Genomic DNA, 17371 nt, shown 5'->3' with positions numbered 1-17371 from the left:
ACCATATGAAACAATTAAAAAAATTTATAACTCCTATTCTATTATTTGCTCTTTCTATATTTTTTAAGTCTGGAGCAAATAGCTTTCTTAATTTCAATGAAGAAACTGCACTTGTAATTGGAAAACTAAGTTCTATCTTATTAGTTATAAGTGTTGCTTGGGCTTTGATAGTTATTTTAAAAGTTACAAAATCTAGATATTTAAGGCGCTACGATATTAAAAGTGAGAACAACCTCAACGCGCGTAAACTCTATACTCAGTTTAATATTCTCGAGCGCATTATCATATTTATAATAATTATGATTGCTATTGCCGTTATACTAATGCTTTTTGAAAGCGTACGCAAAATAGGACTTAGCCTATTTGCCTCTGCGGGAGTTGCTGGAATCATTCTTGGTTTAGCAGCGCAAAAAGTTATAGGAACCATTCTAGCTGGATTGCAAATTGCAATTTCACAACCTATCCGCTTAGATGATGTATTGGTTGTAGAAGGTGAATGGGGATGGGTAGAAGAAATATCCTTAACCTTTGTTGTGGTTAGAATATGGGATAAACGTAGACTTATATTACCTACAACATATTTCATTGAAAAACCTTTTCAGAACTGGACAAGAAATAGCGCCGATATCCTCGGAACGGTATTTATCTACACCGATTACAACATCCCTTTTGATAAATTAAGAGAAGAACTCACCCGCCTTCTCGAAAGCACCGATTTATGGGATAAAAAGGTAAATGTTTTGCAGGTTACAGACAATAAAGAAAACTATGTTGAAATAAGAGCATTAATGAGTGCTAAAAATTCGCCTCAAGCATGGGATTTACGCGTATTTATAAGAGAAAAACTAATTGAATATATTCAAAATAATTATCCAGAAAGCTTTCCTAAAACTAGAGTCCTCGTTAAAGAATCTGAAACTATAAAAAAATAAGATTCTATAAATTTAGAAACTAATTAACATCCACATAAACTTACTTTTATTAACTTTAAAAACAAACTCCAACCAAATTCACATGAATAACGATCGCTTAAGCCCTGCCTTAATACGCCAATTATTTATGCTAGCCATAATTTTGGCATTAGCATATCTTATTATGAAAGAGATGACTCCATACCTCTCTGGAGTGTTAGGTGCTATTACTATTTATGTCCTTTTTAAAGGTTTGATGATTAAGTTCCTTAATAAAGGAATGAAACCTTGGCTTGCAGCTACAATTATTATTGTCATTTCCATCTTTATAATTGTTATTCCTATTACTTTAATAGTGCTTTTACTATCTTCTAAAGTTCAAAAAGTAGTTAAGAATTCGGAAGAGATATCGAATATATTAAAATCTAAACTCGGACAAGTTGAAGACTATATTGGCATAAACTTCTTATCTGAAATAAACACAAAAGATATTACTGGATGGATGTCAGACCAAGTGCAGGGACTTGCAGGAACCACTTTTGATACTGTAATTGGTATTACAATTATGTATTTTATACTTTACTTTATGCTGACAAACGCAGAAGTTCTTCAGAAGAAATTTTTATCATACATCCCACTTAGCGACAATAACATTGATTCTATTTCTAAAGAGAGCAGTGATATCGTGAAATCTAACGCTATCGGTATTCCTCTTGTTGCATTAATGCAAGGAATCGTTGCTCTTATAGGATATTATATTTTTGGAGTTGAAGATCCTCTATTCTGGTTTGTAGTAACTGTAGTTGGTTCTATGATTCCTTTTGTTGGGACAGCTCTTGGTATTATCCCTGTGGCAATACTACTCTTCTCTCAAGGACAAAATTGGCAAGCAACAGGATTATTAATTTATGGTGCAGCTGTAGTAGGCTCTACTGATAATGTTTTTAGAGTAATCATACAAAATAGACTAGCAAACTTACACCCACTAATTACACTAATTGGAGTGATTATAGGAGTTCCATTGTTTGGATTTATAGGTTTAATTTTCGGTCCATTGGTAGTAAGTCTGTTCTTATTATTGGTAAAGATTTATAAAAATGAATACGGAAAAACTAAGCATAAAAAAAGCCCTGAAACAAATGAAGGCTCTTCATAATATATTAATTCTTACTAGCTTCTCTCTTTATGACGAGCGCGAGCTAATAATGTATTTTTAAGCAACATAGCAATTGTCATTGGTCCTACACCTCCAGGAACAGGAGTTATATAACTTGCCTTTTTACTTACGTTTTCAAAATCTACATCTCCAGTAATTTTATAACCACGAGGGGCGTCTTCACTTGGCACACGAGTAATTCCAACATCAATAACAACTACATCGTCTTTTACCATTTCCGCTTTTAGATAATTAGGCTGCCCTAATGCAGTAATAATAATATCTGCTTGCGAAGTAATCTGTGTGATATTTTTAGTGTGACTATGCGTTAAAGTTACTGTAGAATTCCCTGGGAAACCTTTTCTTCCCATTAAAATACTCATCGGGCGTCCAACAATATGAGAACGACCAATAACAACGGTATGTTTTCCTGCTGTATCTACATTATAACGCTCTAAAAGCTCTAATATTCCAAATGGAGTTGCAGGGATAAAAGTACTCATATCCAAAGCCATCTTCCCAAAATTCATAGGATGGAAACCATCTACATCTTTATCAGGATCTACAGCCATTAACACCTTTTGCTCATTTATCTGCTCAGGTAATGGAAGCTGAACGATAAAACCATCAATATTTTCATCTTTATTAAGCTCTTCAATCTTTTTTAACAACTCCAGCTCACTAGTTGTGCTCGGTAATTTCACTAAAGTAGATTCGAAACCAACGCGTTCGCAAGCTTTTACTTTACTTCCTACATAGGTAAGACTAGCGCCATCATTACCTACAATAATCGCTGCTAAATGAGGAACTTTCTCCCCTTTCTTCTTCATTTTATCAACCTCAACAGTGATTTCGTCTTTTATCTGATTTGATATTTTTTTACCGTCTAAAATTTCCATTATAAGGGTTTTGGATGTTATTTTTTTGGTTCTTCTAAAATTCTATTCTAGAAATTATTTCATTCCCTGCATCATCTGCATCATCTTACGACCACCGCCGCCTTGCATCATTTTCATCATCTTGCTCATCTGATTGAACTGTTTAAGAAGTTGATTTACCTCTTGGATAGAAGTTCCACTACCTTTTGCGATACGTTTCTTTCTACTTCCATTTAAAATCACAGGATTTGTACGCTCTTCAGGAGTCATAGAATGTATAATTGCTTCCACACCTTTAAAGGCATCATCATCAATATCCATTCCTTTTAAAGCCTTTCCAGCACCAGGAATCATTCCTAGTAAATCCTTCATGCTTCCCATTTTCTTTATCTGCTGAATTTGACTCAAGAAATCATCGAAACCAAATTGATTCTTAGCAATTTTTTTATGTAGTTTTCTTGCTTCTTCTTCATCATATTGCTCTTGAGCTCTTTCCACCAAAGAAACAACATCTCCCATTCCAAGAATACGATCTGCCATACGTGAAGGATAGAATACATCAATAGCATCCATTTTCTCTCCAGTACCAATAAACTTGATTGGTTTATTAACAACAGATTTAATTGATAAAGCAGCCCCTCCACGAGTATCACCATCTAATTTGGTAAGAATTACCCCATTAAAATCTAATACATCGTTAAAAGCTTTTGCTGTATTTACTGCATCCTGTCCCGTCATTGAATCCACAACAAACAGGGTTTCGTTTGGAGTAATGGCAGCATGAATATTAGATATCTCATTCATCATCTGCTCATCTACTGCTAAACGCCCAGCTGTATCGACAATAACTACATTGTGTCCATTTGCCTTTGCATGTGCAATACCTGCATTTGCAATTGCAACAGGATCAGAATTTCCTTTATCAGAATATACCTCAACACCAATCTGCTCTCCAACAACGTGAAGCTGATCGATTGCAGCAGGACGATATACATCACAAGCTACTAAAAGAGGTTTTTTAGTTTTTTTAGTTTTTAAGAAATTCGCCAATTTCCCCGAGAAAGTAGTTTTACCAGAACCCTGAAGACCAGCCATTAATATTACAGACGGATTTCCAGAAAGATCTACATCAGCAACTTCACCTCCCATAAGATCTACCAACTCGTCTTTAACGAGTTTCACCATAAGCTGACCTGGTTTCAATGTAGTTAATACATCTTGACCTAAAGCTTTTTCTTTTACCGTATTTGTAAACTCTTTGGCTGTTTTAAAGTTAACATCGGCATCCAATAAAGCACGACGTACTTCCTTTAATGTTTCCGCTACATTTACCTCTGAAATCTGCCCATGTCCTTTTAATACATGAAACGCTTTATCTAACTTCTCGCTTAAATTATCGAACATATTATTTTCCTTCTTTTAATACCCTAATTATTCGGGAAGTGCAAATTTAATAATTTGAATCAGAAGTTGGAAGCTTATTTTAGACTTCTTAAGTGTAATCTGCTTAATAAGTTCCTTTTGATGAAGTTTTTGCTTTTTCAACCTTAGAACTGGTAACTTTATATAGCTATTTAGACACTTCAGAAGTAAAAAAAACTAAGGATATTCTTTATAAAATTAATTTCTGAATTATCTTTTTATCGGCATATAAATCAGAAATAAAAATAGCCCAGGAAAACTATGCTAGCGAGTTTTTATATTTCCAAGCTCCTTTTTTAAAGTAAACAAAAGCTATAATTGCTGCCATAGCGTTAGATATAGGGAATGCCCACCAAATTCCTTCGTAACCCAAATCTGTTTTATTTGTCAACATAAAAGCAACAGGAAATCTTATAACCCAAAGTGCGGCTATAGATACCAACATTGAAACTGCTGTTAATCCAGCTCCATTAAAAACTCCATTTAATACTTGTTGCACTCCCAATAACCCAAAACTTGGAGCCATTATTTTTATAAACTTTGCTCCTATAATAATTACTTCTTCATCGTCTGGAACAAAAAATCTAGTAAGAGGTTCTGCAAAAAAGAATAATACCATTCCTAAAAAGGTAAGTCCTATTGCGGCTATAATAGCACTGAGATTTCCTACTTTCTCTGCTCTATCCACTCTTCCTGCTCCTATATTTTGCCCTACCAAAGTTGTTGTAGCAATGGAAAGTCCTAATGCAGGCACAATTACTAAACTTAATATTCTTGCTCCTATTCCATAAGCTGCTACTACCTCACTATCATAACTTGTTACCAACATAATCATTGCTGTCATCGCCATTGCTCTACTCGACTGATCTAAGCTTGAAGGAATTCCCAATGAAAACAGGTTTTTAATCCATTTCCAGTCCAACTTCATACAAGAAAAACTTATGGAGATCCCATTCTTTCCTCTAAAAAGTATGCACATTCCAATAAAAGCAGAAATTCCTTGTGTAATTATACTTGCTATTGCTGCACCAGCAACACCATAACCTGGAATCGAACCATAACCAAATATAAAAAGAGGGTCTAAAATAAGGTTGAGTATTACCGTTGCTAAGACTATATACATTGGTATGATTACGTTCCCAATACCACGCATTAGCGATTGATAAACAAAGAACATAAATAAGAAAATAAACCCCCAAGAGGAAACTTTAAAATAGGTAACCGACTCCTCTAATATTTCTGGACTCGCCCCTACTAAACGCATTAATGGATCTGCAGAATAATAACCTATAAATGCTAAAACTATAGAAACAAAAAAGATAACTGCAACTGTTTGAGAAGCAGAATAATTCACCATTTTTTGATCTCCAGCTCCTTTATGTTGCGATACAATTACGGTTCCTGCCAATGTTAATCCACCTCCTAATGATAATACTAAAAATAAAATTGGAAAACTTAAACTAACACTAGCTACGGCATTTGCTCCCAATCTTCCTAACCAGAAAGTGTCAATTAATTGATACATTGTTTGCAAAACATTGGCCATAATAATTGGAAATGCTAGCTTTAATAACGTATTTAAAATCTTTCCTTCGATGTTATTGTTTTTTATTTTCATCTTATTATCACAAATACATTATATACACTTCCTAGATATAATAACTCTTACAAAGTTACATTATTTCCCTCCATTAGCGCGGAGATCTGCTAAGCACTGACTATCGAGCTGTGCAATATTTTCTTCTGAAACCATTCCTCTAATATTTAAACCAGATTCTACTTTGTAATTCATCAAACAGGACTCCACATCACAATGATGGCCGTTCTCTTCATCCAAATGGTCCGTTTGCATATCTGATCCTAAGTCTACAAGACCTAGTAAATGTGAGAATTCATGCCTAAAAACTGTACTCTCTAATAATACTCGACTTGGTTCTGCTATACCATCACTAAGACTTTGAATTGTTTCTTCGAAAATAACAAATGATGTATTTCTGTAAGCGACTCCTAAAACCAGAGATTCTTCCGTATCTGCATCATATTTACCATCAAGAAAAAAAGCAAACAACGCCAATCTATTACCAGAAGTATATTGCGATCTAATCTCCTTTTCAAGATCATCTACTTCGTTTATATCATAAATCTCTTCTCCTGGCGATTCAATAGAGCGCATATTTATTTCTACTCCACCAGACTTATAACAACGCTGATTTATAAAACTAACTAAGTTATTTAATGCCATTTGTGAAGGTTGGTATCCCTCTACATAAACGACCTCTATTACTAAATCTGTAAAGTTATCTTCTGTTAAAAAATCCTTCGCAGAATCACCAGTACTCAACCGGTTAGCTGCCATGAAATTATTTGCATTTTGAGAGTCGTCATCTTTAGAACAGGCTGTAAAAAAAAGAAATATTGTAACTAAAAACAGCCTCAGAATTATTTTAAGCATAGATTGGTTTTTTGATGCAAGATATTAAATATCAATAAAAAAGAGGCGTTCTAATTAAAAAACGCCCCTCAAACACTTGAATTTATGAAAACTAATTACCTAGTAAACTTAGAAGAGGTCTACTAAATTTCTTTTGCTTTGACTATTTCAAAGCAGTAAACATTATTTATAATAAGGCATATTCAAATGCTGGATATCCTCTTTCTCCACTTTCACTCAAGAAAGCTGTAAATCGAATTTTGTAGAAATTCCCTTCTGCATCTTGCAATACAAAAAACACTCCCGATTTTAAAGAAGGTAATGAGTCTGGCCCACCTCCGTTTCTCCAATTACTACCAATCCCTCTTTGGTCTTCTATAAAACTAGCATCATCAATATCTTCTACACTAAAATTCTCATAAGTAAAATCTTCTGTAGATACTTGATACGCTTTTGCACCCGACTTTAAGTTTGTAGCTACATAATCTGCATAACCATAAGCTCCAAATCCAGGAATCTCATTGGTAAATACTGTAAAGTTTAAATCCCATTTAGTCGCCATTGGTTCTACCGAAACACTATTTTCATTAGTAAAACTGAAATGTGTGTAATTATACCCAGATGTTTTACTGATAGTTACTTCTTTGTGTGTAGTTTCATTTAAATCTGCATATTGTAACACATAATTATCACCATCTCTATTAATTTTTATCTTTTTCCATCCTCTAGAATCATCAGTAACATCTATGCTTCCATTTTCAGGAGTATCAGTTCCGATCTCTGAACCTAAATTCAATAAATAAACCTTATTATCGCCACTTGTTTCTGATATTTCTGAAATAGCGGTTTCTGTAATTTTTCCTGTAGGATTATCGATATATGCAGCACTTTCAGCATTAAATGTACCTACTCCAACTTTAGGCTGTAATTCTGCAACATCTGCCTCTGTAATGGCATCGATATCTGAACTTTCTAACGCAGCAGCTGCCATATAAATAGCCCCATTTAATACCACTCTAAACTCATCTCCACTATAGAATCCTAAATCCCAAGTATCTCTTTTTATTGCAGTCTGCGTCTGAGAACTTAAATCTACATATACCTGATTAGGCTCATTTGGCCCTCCAACTTCTGCAGCTATAACACCACCTACGGCAGCACTTTCTGTGAAATTAGCCACCAAAGAAGTGTTTCCCTGAACACTACTTTCTGGATTTGAAATAGACCCCAATTTAAATGTAACCGACATTTCTGTCCCCTCTACTGGGTTCTGAAGCTTATTAAAAGTAAAAGTTGAACTACTTGTTCCTGAAACAATAGGCACTGTAATTCTCTCCGTAGCAGCTGCTGGAACAGTAATAAAGTCTGTATCATAAACTGCATTCACAGTAGTATACGTAACTGTTGCTTCACCACTTTCTGTAGCTGCTCTTGAAAACACCAATACAATGTCTTTCGAATCTTCTTCAGTAGAGAAACTTACGGAAGGATTCTCAAAAGCTACAACAAACTCTTGTGTAGTTTTAGTATCGTCATCACTACAAGCTCCAAGTATAAATAAGAGCAATAGGTTTAAGATTAAAAATTTGTTTTTCATGATTGTTTAGTTAAAATTTAAATTATATAATAGTTTTATAAAGTAAGATCGTCCGTAGCCTAAAAGCACGCTAGAAGAAGGACCAGCATGCACACCACCACCCACAGTAGTATTATTTACACTGGTAACATCCAATAGGTTTCTTGCGCCTAATGTTAACTGTAATTTTTTATTATAAAATGACTTTCTAACTGAAGCATCCCACCAACTATAAGCCTCTTGTTTCCCTCTAATTAGAATTGATTCTCCGTCTTCATTTTCATCTTGTAAGAATTGATATTCAGGACCGTTGTGCTTAAAATATGTTGAAAAAGTAGTACTCCACCGAGGTATGTTATAAGACAAACTAGCATTAACTTGTAATGCATTTAGATAATCATCATTGTAATTTTGACTTGCTAAAACTTTAGACACCCCAGAATAAGAAATCCCAATATTCCCGCTGAGCTGTTGATACATAAATCCGTTGGAAAATGAGATATTCCAAGTTTTATATTTATCAATATTATTGTACTGATATGCCAAAGGCGAATCGTTCACAATTACTAGTTCTATACGATCGTCTATATCTATATACCCAGCAGAAAGCTTACTTCTTAGTATAAGCTCGTCATTTAGATGAAATGTTTTTTTAGCATGAACAAATGCAGAAACCCCATTTTCGGGTTCTAAACCTTCATTCCCTTGAACATCATGATTGGCATCCACAAAATAAGAATACAGTTCTGAAAAGTTTGGCATTCTTGGAGCTGTCCCAACTACAGCACGCAATTCAATATCGTTTTTAAATAAATATTTTGAAGATAATTCTAGCGCTACTTGTGTGTCAAATTTATTTGAAAAGAATACTCTAGCACCAGGTCTCAATGAAAATCTACTATTTGGAATGTATTCTGCTGAAGTAAAAAAATCATACGAACCAATTTTCCTTTTTATATTTTCTCCATCATAATCTCCAGAAATTGAAGATGCATAACCATCAATAACATTAAATTCATATCCAGTTTGGAAATCAAAGGCACTTTCTTTTAAAAAATTACTAAATGTCCCTTTTGAATAGTAAACTTTTCGAGATTCATATTCGAATTTTTCAACATCAAATTTCTCATCTTCAACAATCCTGTAATTATAAGTTTCAGCATTTTTCTTTTGCTGCTGATAGGAAAGTGATACATCATAAAAAATACCACTATCAAAATTTCCATTAATATTAAAGTGATGGAGAAATCTTTCAGAGGTAAATATTTCATCTGAAGAAATAGGATTATAAGTCTGTGTAGAAGCATTGTAATTCTCCCTAACAATAGAATCATAGCGAGAAACAGTCTCATTAAAATATTCAAACTTATAAAACAACCTCAAGTTCTCCGTTTTATAACTTAGTAAACCTTTTGCGTTATACTGTACCTTTGGAAGCCATTCATAACCACGCTTACCGTCATCATATTGGTAATCTGCACCTTCTTTATCTCCCCATAAACCTGCAAAATCATTACGGGTAAATACAGCATTAGCAAACCATTTATCAGAAATATTATTTGCTATACTTAACGATTGAATGTGCCTCCCTTTATCAAACCAACTATATTCATTTCCTATAGTTTCTTCTTGCAAATAAGGTGTGATTTGCCAAGTATCTTGAGAAGATTTTTTAGTGATTATATTAATTACACCGGCAACTGCATCAGATCCATATTGAACTCCCATTGCTCCTTCAACAATTTCAATTTGTTCTATATCATCTAAATTGATTTGCGTTAAGTCTGTATTGTTTCCAAAACCTACATCGTTTACCAAAGGAATATTATCTACCAATATTTTTACATACTGTCCATCTAGTCCAAACATTTTTACATTAGACTTCCCAGTGGAAGCATTTGGTATAATAGAAATATTTAATGTCTGATTTAAAACATCGGCCAAATTATTACCTGCCTGACGATTTATATCTGACCTTTTGATTACTGTAACCTCATACACCGATTTTTTTACTGCCTGCGGATTGTATTGCCCTGTAACTACAACTTCTTGAAGGTCGTTTACATAAGTAGAATCTACAATTTGCTGTTCCTGAGAAAAGCCAGTTAATATGTAGAAAAAGATAAAAAGTTTAGTTAGTTGAAATCTCATTATTTAGATTTATTCTTAATAATTTTGAACAAATATATACATTATTTTTATCCAGTCTAAATAAATTTTATATTTTTGTTTCAACGAATTTTTAAATAACTAATTAAATCCAAATGAAAAAACTAACATTAATACTAGGTCTAACCCTTAGTATGACAAGCTTGAGCACAATAGCTCAAGGAAACAAAAAAGCACAAGATCAAGAGAACATTAAAGATATGTGCGGATGTTATGAAGTACGTTTCAACTTTGCAGAAACCTTTAACAACGCAAAAGACTCTACTTATCAACCTTCTAAAGTGAAACAAGTAGGAGCTTTAGAATGGGTAGAATTAGTAGAAGACAAGTCGGATAAAATTGTTATGCAACATTTACTTATTGCAAATGATACGATGATTATTAAACATTGGCGACAAGATTGGCTTTATGAAAATACAGACTTATACATGTTTAATAAAGACAAGAAGTGGAATTTTGAACAACTGTCAAAAGAAGAAGTAAAAGGGCAATGGACACAAAAAGTGTATCAAGTAGACGACAGTCCGAGATATGAAGGGAGCGCAACTTGGGTACATGTAGATGGAAAAAATTACTGGGTAAATACTACCGATGCGCCACTACCAAGAAGAGAACACACTATTCGTGACGATTATAATGTTACCAAAAGAAGAAATATACATGCTATTACAGATTACGGTTGGTTACATGAACAAGACAATGATAAAATTGTAAGGGATGATAATGGAAACGATTTTGTTTTAGCGCAAGAAAAAGGATATGACACCTATACAAAAGTTGCCGACAGTAAATGTAAAGCTGCTCAGGATTGGTGGAAGGATAATAAGAAATTCTGGAAAGTAGTTAGAAATAAATGGCAGGATTTATTTGATGAAAACAAAGATATCGAGCTGAAAAAAAGTGTTGATAACAAACCTTTATTTGCTCACTTATTTTCAATGCCTCCAAATAGTAGTAAAAAGGAAATAGAAGCTGTAATAGATAGCTTTATAGTGAAATAAGTTTATATAAAAAATAAGACAACCTATAAACACCAAGTAATTATGTGCAAAAATCTTCAAATATTAAACAGGTCTAAAAATGGTATTTTGATTTATTGTAAACACAATGAAATGTATCAATTACTATACAACAACCTCAACTTTAATTTTACAAAAGTTGAATTTGAGAGTTTCCATAATTACTTGTATAATCTTGAAATTGAATACTGGGAAGAGGAATATAAATATTCCATTTATAACAAAAGAATTCCGATTCCTACTATTCAATCGAATCTACTAATATTATTAAACAAACAAGAGGTAGAAGAACTCACAAGCCTCATTAAGTTACGTCCAAAGAAATATGAGTTGCTACAATTATGTGAGATTCAATATAATTTATACCCCAACTAATAATATATATTAATTTGAGTTTGTTAGTTAGATGCTGGTTTAGGCCAGAAAAAACCCTCGAAAACTTCATTTTCGAGGGTTTTATATTTTTCAAAAAAGTTATAACATTTACATACGTCCAGGAACAGAAATTCCTAAAAGACTAAATGCATTCGCTATTATTTCTGCTACTTTTTCTGAAAGCTGAACTCTAAATATTTTTTCAGACGCTACTTCAGCTCCTAGAATAGATACATTCTGATAGAATGAATTAAACTCTTTTACCAAATCATACGTATAATTAGCAATGATAGCCGGACTAAAGTTGTTCGATGCATTCTGAATTATTTCAGGGAATAATTCTATTTGCTTGATAAGCGATTTTTCTTTTTCATGCAATTTATAATCCGTTGGTACAGGAGTATTCTCATAATCAAAATCTGCCTTTCTTAAAATGGACTGAATTCTGGCATATGTGTATTGAATAAACGGACCTGTATTTCCTTGAAAATCTATAGACTCTTTTGGATCGAATAAAATTCGCTTTTTCGGATCCACTTTAAGGATATAATATTTTAAAGCTCCTAATCCAATAGTTTTATATAACTCTTCCTTCTCTTCCTCACTAAAACCATCAAGCTTCCCTAATTCAGAAGAAATCTCTTCTGCTGTAGTTGACATTTCTGTAATTAAATCATCTGCATCTACAACGGTTCCTTCTCTACTTTTCATTTTCCCGCTTGGTAAATCCACCATTCCGTAGCTTAAGTGATGTAAATGTTGTGCCCAATCGTATCCGAGCTTTTTAAGAATTAAGAACAATACCTGAAAATGATAATCTTGTTCATTCCCTACCGTATAAACCAAACCTCCAACATCAGAATAATCTTTAATACGTTGGATAGCTGTTCCAATATCTTGGGTCATATAAACCGCTGTTCCATCAGATCTTAAAACAATCTTTTCATCCAAACCTTCATCAGTAAGATCTATCCAAACAGAGCCATCCTCCTTTTTATAGAAAACACCTTTTTCTAATCCATCAGCAACTACATCTTTTCCTAATAAGTAAGTATTACTCTCATAATAAAGCTGATCAAAATCAACTCCTAAATTATGATAGGTAGTTTCAAAACCATCATAAACCCATCCGTTCATAGTCTGCCAAAGAGAAACAACTTCCTCGTCTCCTGCTTCCCATTTTCTAAGCATTTCTTGCGCTTCTAAAAGTAATGGAGCTTCTTTTTCTGCAGTTTTTTTATCAACTCCTTTAGCTACCAATTCTTCAACTTCAGCTTTGTAAGCTTTATCAAAAGCAACATAATAATTCCCTACAAGCTTATCTCCTTTTAATCCTGTTGATGCTGGAGTTTCCCCCTCACCAAATTTCCGCCATGCCAACATTGACTTACAGATATGAATTCCACGATCGTTTATAATCTGTGTCTTATAAACTTTCTTACCTGAAGCTTTTATAATTTCTGCAACAGAATACCCTAATAAATTATTTCTCACATGGCCCAAGTGCAATGGTTTATTTGTATTCGGTGAAGAATACTCTACCATTAATGCTTTCTCTCCTTCAACTGGAGCAACAAATCCAAATTTTGAATCTCCTTTTATTTCACTAAAAAAATTAAGATAGAAAGCATCAGAAATTACAAGGTTTAAAAACCCTTTTACTACATTGAACTTTTCAATTTCTTCAACATTAGCTACTAAATAAGCTCCTATTTGCTCTCCAATAACTTGCGGATTTCCTTTTATGGTACGCAACATCGGAAAAATAACAACCGTAGTATCACCTTCAAACTCTTTACGAGTAGCCTGCAATTCAACGGTTTCTAATTCTTTATCAAAAATAGAATGTACTGCTTCTTTAACTTTAGTTATTATAATGTCTTGAATATTCATTGTTGTGAAAAATTTGGGTGCAAAGATACGGATTTAGAAAAAGTTATTACCAATGTGCACTGCATAAAAACAGATATTAAACCCTAAATGATGATTTTCTTTTCAAGAACACTTAGAATAATATATCTTTAAAGGATGCTACTCAATTTATCTTATAACGACCCTATTCAGAAGAAAAAACTCTTAGAAGAAGTTGGAACCGTTATTACTTTAAAAGAAAGAATTAAGATGGGAGGAATTGGTTCTCCTAAACTTTTTATTACTGCATGTAGCATCGACATACATAACCTACTCATACTGGACAATAACACGGATACTTGTAATATTGAAATTAGAAAAAAAGGAATTATAATTAGATTCCGCTCTCTATTAGAAACATATGGTTTAATAATTCCATATTACAAACTATCTTTACTAAAGGGCTCTGTTCAAGAATACACAATACATAAAGATCATCATTTTATAAGAGTTGCAGCAAAAACCAAAGAGGTTCATACCTATATTAAAAAACTATCTGCTCATAAAATTGATTATCTAACCAACATTAGTGAAAACCCATAATACCATATTAAAAATAAATTTTTGAAAATTTTAAAAAACAAACTTCTAGTAACTTCCGTAAGTATTTTAGGTATACTAGCAATCCTTATATACATATATCCAACAGCATCTTATGAATATATAGAGAATATTTCTATATGGATTCGAGATAGGTTTGGGCATTTCTATTTGTATTTAGGACTCTTCTGTGTGCTTTTTTTATTAGCAATTGCTATCTCCCCGCTCGGAAAGTTGCGCCTAGGTAAAATTTCAGATAGACCAGAACATTCCCGGTGGGCATGGATTTCTATGCTTTATAGCGCAGGAATGGGAGCAGGAATTTTACTTCGTGCAGTACAAGAACCTGTTTATATGTTTTTAAATCCTCCTATAGAAACAAGTTCTAGCGCCAAAACAATTGCCCTCGAATATACTTTTTATCAATGGGGATTTACAGCTTGGGCATTCTATGGGTTGTTTGCTTTAGTTATTGGTCATTATTTATTTACTAAAAATAAAGTAGCGCTAGTAAGTAGCACAATTGCTCATAATTTCAATAATAAAAAGATTCTAAACGGAATTGATGTATTGGTAATTATAGCTACCGTTTTCGGATTGGTTGGCGCCATAGGACTAGGAACAACTCAAATTAATGGAGGATTAGCTCACCTCTTACATATTAAACTTGATATTATTACCGCTGCAATACTAACCCTTTTAATCTGTGCATTTGCATTTTTATCTGCATGGAAAGGAATTGATAAAGGCATTAAAAATATTTCCAAAGTAAATATTTTTATTACTCTTTTATTGCTGCTTTTTGTTTTATTTCAGAGTGACTTGATTGTTGTTTTTAAGCGCTTTCTTACTGTCCTATTTCAATACATAAAGGACTTCATACCTTTAAGCTTAGCATTGGGTAAGTACAATCCTGGAGAACAATTCTTAACCGATTGGACCTATTATTATTGGGCATTTTGGCTTGCTTGGGCTCCATTTACAGGTGTGTTTATAGCTCGAATTTCCAGAGGAAGAACGCTAAGAGAGATGCTTTTGGGAGTTATGATTATTCCTTCGCTAGGTTCTTTCTTATGGTTTACTGCCTTTGGAGAAAATGCATTTCTGCTAATTGAAAGCTGGGGAAGCTATAACAACGAATTTGGAAATGTATTTACTTCCATATTCAAGTTTTTTGAGCACTATCCACTTCAGTTTTTCATTAATTCGGTAATCGTTTTATTATTAATAGGTTTTTTATTAACCTCTGTTGATTCTGCTATTTTTGTATTGAGTATGTTTAGCGATAAAGGGAATCCAAACCCTAAAAAATCACATCGTATCGTTTGGTCTATTGTAATTGCATTCTTTAGTATCGCCATGCTTATTTTAGGGGACGTCAGAAAAGACGTAGATGTTCTTATTGCTCTCCAGAAACTTTTAATCATCACATCACTTCCTTTTGCTCTATTCATCCCAATAATGAGTTTTTCATTTCTAAAAGAACTCATCAAAAGTAAAAACGATTAACGAGGTTTATAAATTAATGCATTGCCAAAATCTTGCTCTGGGTTATTAAGGTTTACTAGATTTCCATTAATCACTAAATATTCTAACACCCTATTTTTCTTTAAAAAGAAAGTGGGATTCGCACCTACATACAAACTAACTTTTGTTGAAACTTCTCCTGAAATAACATGCAATGGTATTTTCATAGCATCTTTATCCTGCGGTAGGTTTTCTACTTTTACATAAGCATAACCATCTTTAAGAAAAGATGAGATTCCCTTTTCATGGATCTGTCCAATAGTTTTTAATGTCTTAGGATATATTTTTGCCTCCACAACTTGATATGCCGAAGCATCAAACTCTTTATATCCATAATAAGTAGATAAATCTCCCATATCTGAAACTCCTGCTTTATAAAAATAACCAGACTCGGTATGCGCCGACACTTCCCTACTATCTATCCCTAAATCTACAGTATATACATCCCCTAAGAGCTCATATTGAACACCTATCAATTTAAGATCAAACAACTTTCTATCATTTTCTGGAATATTAAAGTATTTATCTTTTGAAGTTTTCTCGTATTCTTTGGTAGCAATAGCTCGAACAGCAGACAAAATTGTCACAAAATTAAGTTTTCTTATAAATTGCTTTTCAGGATCATTAGGATATCCTCCAGATTCGATAAGCACTGTACTAGTTCCCCATTTCTGAATATTATCTCCAAAAGCACGTGGTTCAAAATCGTCATTATATCTTCCCACTTGCCCAGGCGCATATTCTTGAAGAATCTCATTCATATAACCAATAAGCTTCATGGCATTCCCACGTACTTCATTTACATCTTTCTCATAATTATATGCGGGAGCTAAATAAGAAATTGTAGCTGGCTTTGGAGTTCGACTCGCATTATAATAAGTGCTCTGGTCATGTAAATTAAAACCAAAGTCAGCATCCAAACTATCACGAACACGTTTTAAAGTTTTACTTTCTGGAGATTGTAACCTTACAGCATCTCTATTTATATCTACTCCCAAAGCATTCCTTCTTGTAAATAATTCTGCACCATCAGGATTTAACATTGGTAAGAAATGGATTCTAAGTTCTGAAAGCATTACTTTTTTCTCCTGCTGAAAATCTTCTGATTTAAAAAAATTGATAATATCAAAGATTGCCATTGTAGCAGTAGATTCATCACCATGCATTTGCGACCATAAAAAAACATCCGTCTTCCCTTCTCCAAAACTTATCAGATTTAAACTTTTTCCTTTAATAGAGGTTCCAACCTTATTAACTTCAAAAAAAGAATCTCCTTTTAAATCTTCAATAAGCGGCACTATTTTATCATGTGTAAACCTTCTTATCTTAATACTTTCTTCTTTATAGGAATCATAATTCTCAAACAATTCACTATAAAAATCTTGCGCCGACAATGAGATATTACTCCCAATAAAAAGTATAGCTAATACAATTTTCAAAACACTAATTTTCATAT

At 33.2% G+C, this 17371-nt stretch carries 14 protein-coding genes; 6 read left to right on the top strand and 8 right to left on the bottom strand.

The window, feature by feature from the left end:
- The first annotated feature begins 5 nt into the window (after nucleotides 1-5).
- Together JM658_RS04570 and JM658_RS04565 are read left to right on the top strand one after the other, a co-directional pair.
- The gene (locus tag JM658_RS04570; protein WP_236958039.1) at nucleotides 6-932 is read left to right on the top strand and encodes a mechanosensitive ion channel family protein; all 927 of its coding nucleotides are present in this window, start codon (nucleotides 6-8) and stop codon (nucleotides 930-932) included.
- A gap of 127 nt (nucleotides 933-1059) precedes the next feature.
- Nucleotides 1060-2067, top strand: coding sequence for an AI-2E family transporter (locus JM658_RS04565; protein ID WP_236958038.1), 1008 nt, complete (start codon nucleotides 1060-1062; stop codon nucleotides 2065-2067).
- A 14-nt stretch (nucleotides 2068-2081) separates the two neighbouring features.
- Here the strand turns inward: JM658_RS04565 and JM658_RS04560 are convergent, their stop codons facing one another.
- From JM658_RS04560 to JM658_RS04535, 6 genes are all read right to left on the bottom strand, one after another.
- On the bottom strand, nucleotides 2082-2966 hold the full coding sequence (locus JM658_RS04560) for a bifunctional 5,10-methylenetetrahydrofolate dehydrogenase/5,10-methenyltetrahydrofolate cyclohydrolase (protein WP_236958037.1): 885 nt from the start codon (nucleotides 2964-2966) through the stop codon (nucleotides 2082-2084).
- A 54-nt stretch (nucleotides 2967-3020) separates the two neighbouring features.
- Nucleotides 3021-4349: a signal recognition particle protein gene (gene ffh, locus JM658_RS04555; RefSeq protein ID WP_236958036.1), complete on the bottom strand. Its 1329-nt coding sequence runs from the start codon at nucleotides 4347-4349 to the stop codon at nucleotides 3021-3023.
- A 277-nt stretch (nucleotides 4350-4626) separates the two neighbouring features.
- On the bottom strand, nucleotides 4627-5985 hold the full coding sequence (locus JM658_RS04550; RefSeq protein WP_236958035.1) for an MATE family efflux transporter: 1359 nt from the start codon (nucleotides 5983-5985) through the stop codon (nucleotides 4627-4629).
- Nucleotides 5986-6045: 60 nt separating this feature from the next.
- Complete coding sequence (locus tag JM658_RS04545; RefSeq protein WP_236958034.1) at nucleotides 6046-6819, bottom strand: membrane metalloprotease; 774 nt, start codon at nucleotides 6817-6819, stop codon at nucleotides 6046-6048.
- A 166-nt stretch (nucleotides 6820-6985) separates the two neighbouring features.
- Nucleotides 6986-8395: an HmuY family protein gene (locus JM658_RS04540; protein ID WP_236958033.1), complete on the bottom strand. Its 1410-nt coding sequence runs from the start codon at nucleotides 8393-8395 to the stop codon at nucleotides 6986-6988.
- A 6-nt stretch (nucleotides 8396-8401) separates the two neighbouring features.
- Nucleotides 8402-10525: a TonB-dependent receptor plug domain-containing protein gene (locus tag JM658_RS04535; protein WP_236958032.1), complete on the bottom strand. Its 2124-nt coding sequence runs from the start codon at nucleotides 10523-10525 to the stop codon at nucleotides 8402-8404.
- Between the two features lie 113 nt (nucleotides 10526-10638).
- Between JM658_RS04535 and JM658_RS04530 the strand changes: the two genes are divergently transcribed.
- Both JM658_RS04530 and JM658_RS04525 read left to right on the top strand, forming a co-directional pair.
- Complete coding sequence (locus tag JM658_RS04530) at nucleotides 10639-11544, top strand: DUF6607 family protein (protein WP_236958031.1); 906 nt, start codon at nucleotides 10639-10641, stop codon at nucleotides 11542-11544.
- A 42-nt stretch (nucleotides 11545-11586) separates the two neighbouring features.
- Entirely contained in the window at nucleotides 11587-11937 is a 351-nt protein-coding gene (locus tag JM658_RS04525; RefSeq protein ID WP_317207852.1) for a DUF6686 family protein, read from the top strand.
- Between the two features lie 108 nt (nucleotides 11938-12045).
- On the opposite strand, the gene argS is transcribed toward JM658_RS04525, so the two are convergent.
- The gene (gene argS / locus JM658_RS04520) at nucleotides 12046-13830 is read right to left on the bottom strand and encodes an arginine--tRNA ligase (RefSeq protein WP_236958029.1); all 1785 of its coding nucleotides are present in this window, start codon (nucleotides 13828-13830) and stop codon (nucleotides 12046-12048) included.
- A 135-nt stretch (nucleotides 13831-13965) separates the two neighbouring features.
- Between argS and JM658_RS04515 the strand changes: the two genes are divergently transcribed.
- Together JM658_RS04515 and JM658_RS04510 are read left to right on the top strand one after the other, a co-directional pair.
- Entirely contained in the window at nucleotides 13966-14391 is a 426-nt protein-coding gene (locus JM658_RS04515; RefSeq protein WP_236958028.1) for a hypothetical protein, read from the top strand.
- Nucleotides 14392-14412: 21 nt separating this feature from the next.
- Nucleotides 14413-15897, top strand: a complete 1485-nt coding sequence (locus JM658_RS04510; protein WP_236958027.1) for a BCCT family transporter — start codon at nucleotides 14413-14415, stop codon at nucleotides 15895-15897.
- On the opposite strand, the gene JM658_RS04505 is transcribed toward JM658_RS04510, so the two are convergent.
- Nucleotides 15894-17369, bottom strand: coding sequence for a M14 family metallopeptidase (locus JM658_RS04505; RefSeq protein WP_236958026.1), 1476 nt, complete (start codon nucleotides 17367-17369; stop codon nucleotides 15894-15896). The genes JM658_RS04510 and JM658_RS04505 overlap by 4 nt on opposite strands.
- Between the last annotated feature and the right edge of the window lie 2 nt (nucleotides 17370-17371).

The sequence above is a fragment of the Joostella atrarenae genome (assembly GCF_021764745.1).
Taxonomy (GTDB): domain Bacteria; phylum Bacteroidota; class Bacteroidia; order Flavobacteriales; family Flavobacteriaceae; genus Galbibacter; species Galbibacter atrarenae.
Note: the sequence above shows the minus strand (reverse complement) of the source record. Positions and strands in the feature narration are given on the sequence as shown.

Coding starts and splice junctions, on each gene's coding strand:
- JM658_RS04570 (WP_236958039.1), top strand. CDS start 6: ATGAAACAATTAAAAAAATTTATAACTCCTATTCTATTATTTGCTCTT.
- JM658_RS04565 (WP_236958038.1), top strand. CDS start 1,060: ATGCTAGCCATAATTTTGGCATTAGCATATCTTATTATGAAAGAGATG.
- JM658_RS04560 (WP_236958037.1), bottom strand. CDS start 2,966: ATGGAAATTTTAGACGGTAAAAAAATATCAAATCAGATAAAAGACGAA.
- ffh (WP_236958036.1), bottom strand. CDS start 4,349: ATGTTCGATAATTTAAGCGAGAAGTTAGATAAAGCGTTTCATGTATTA.
- JM658_RS04550 (WP_236958035.1), bottom strand. CDS start 5,985: ATGAAAATAAAAAACAATAACATCGAAGGAAAGATTTTAAATACGTTA.
- JM658_RS04545 (WP_236958034.1), bottom strand. CDS start 6,819: ATGCTTAAAATAATTCTGAGGCTGTTTTTAGTTACAATATTTCTTTTT.
- JM658_RS04540 (WP_236958033.1), bottom strand. CDS start 8,395: ATGAAAAACAAATTTTTAATCTTAAACCTATTGCTCTTATTTATACTT.
- JM658_RS04535 (WP_236958032.1), bottom strand. CDS start 10,525: ATGAGATTTCAACTAACTAAACTTTTTATCTTTTTCTACATATTAACT.
- JM658_RS04530 (WP_236958031.1), top strand. CDS start 10,639: ATGAAAAAACTAACATTAATACTAGGTCTAACCCTTAGTATGACAAGC.
- JM658_RS04525 (WP_317207852.1), top strand. CDS start 11,587: ATGTGCAAAAATCTTCAAATATTAAACAGGTCTAAAAATGGTATTTTG.
- argS (WP_236958029.1), bottom strand. CDS start 13,830: ATGAATATTCAAGACATTATAATAACTAAAGTTAAAGAAGCAGTACAT.
- JM658_RS04515 (WP_236958028.1), top strand. CDS start 13,966: ATGCTACTCAATTTATCTTATAACGACCCTATTCAGAAGAAAAAACTC.
- JM658_RS04505 (WP_236958026.1), bottom strand. CDS start 17,369: ATGAAAATTAGTGTTTTGAAAATTGTATTAGCTATACTTTTTATTGGG.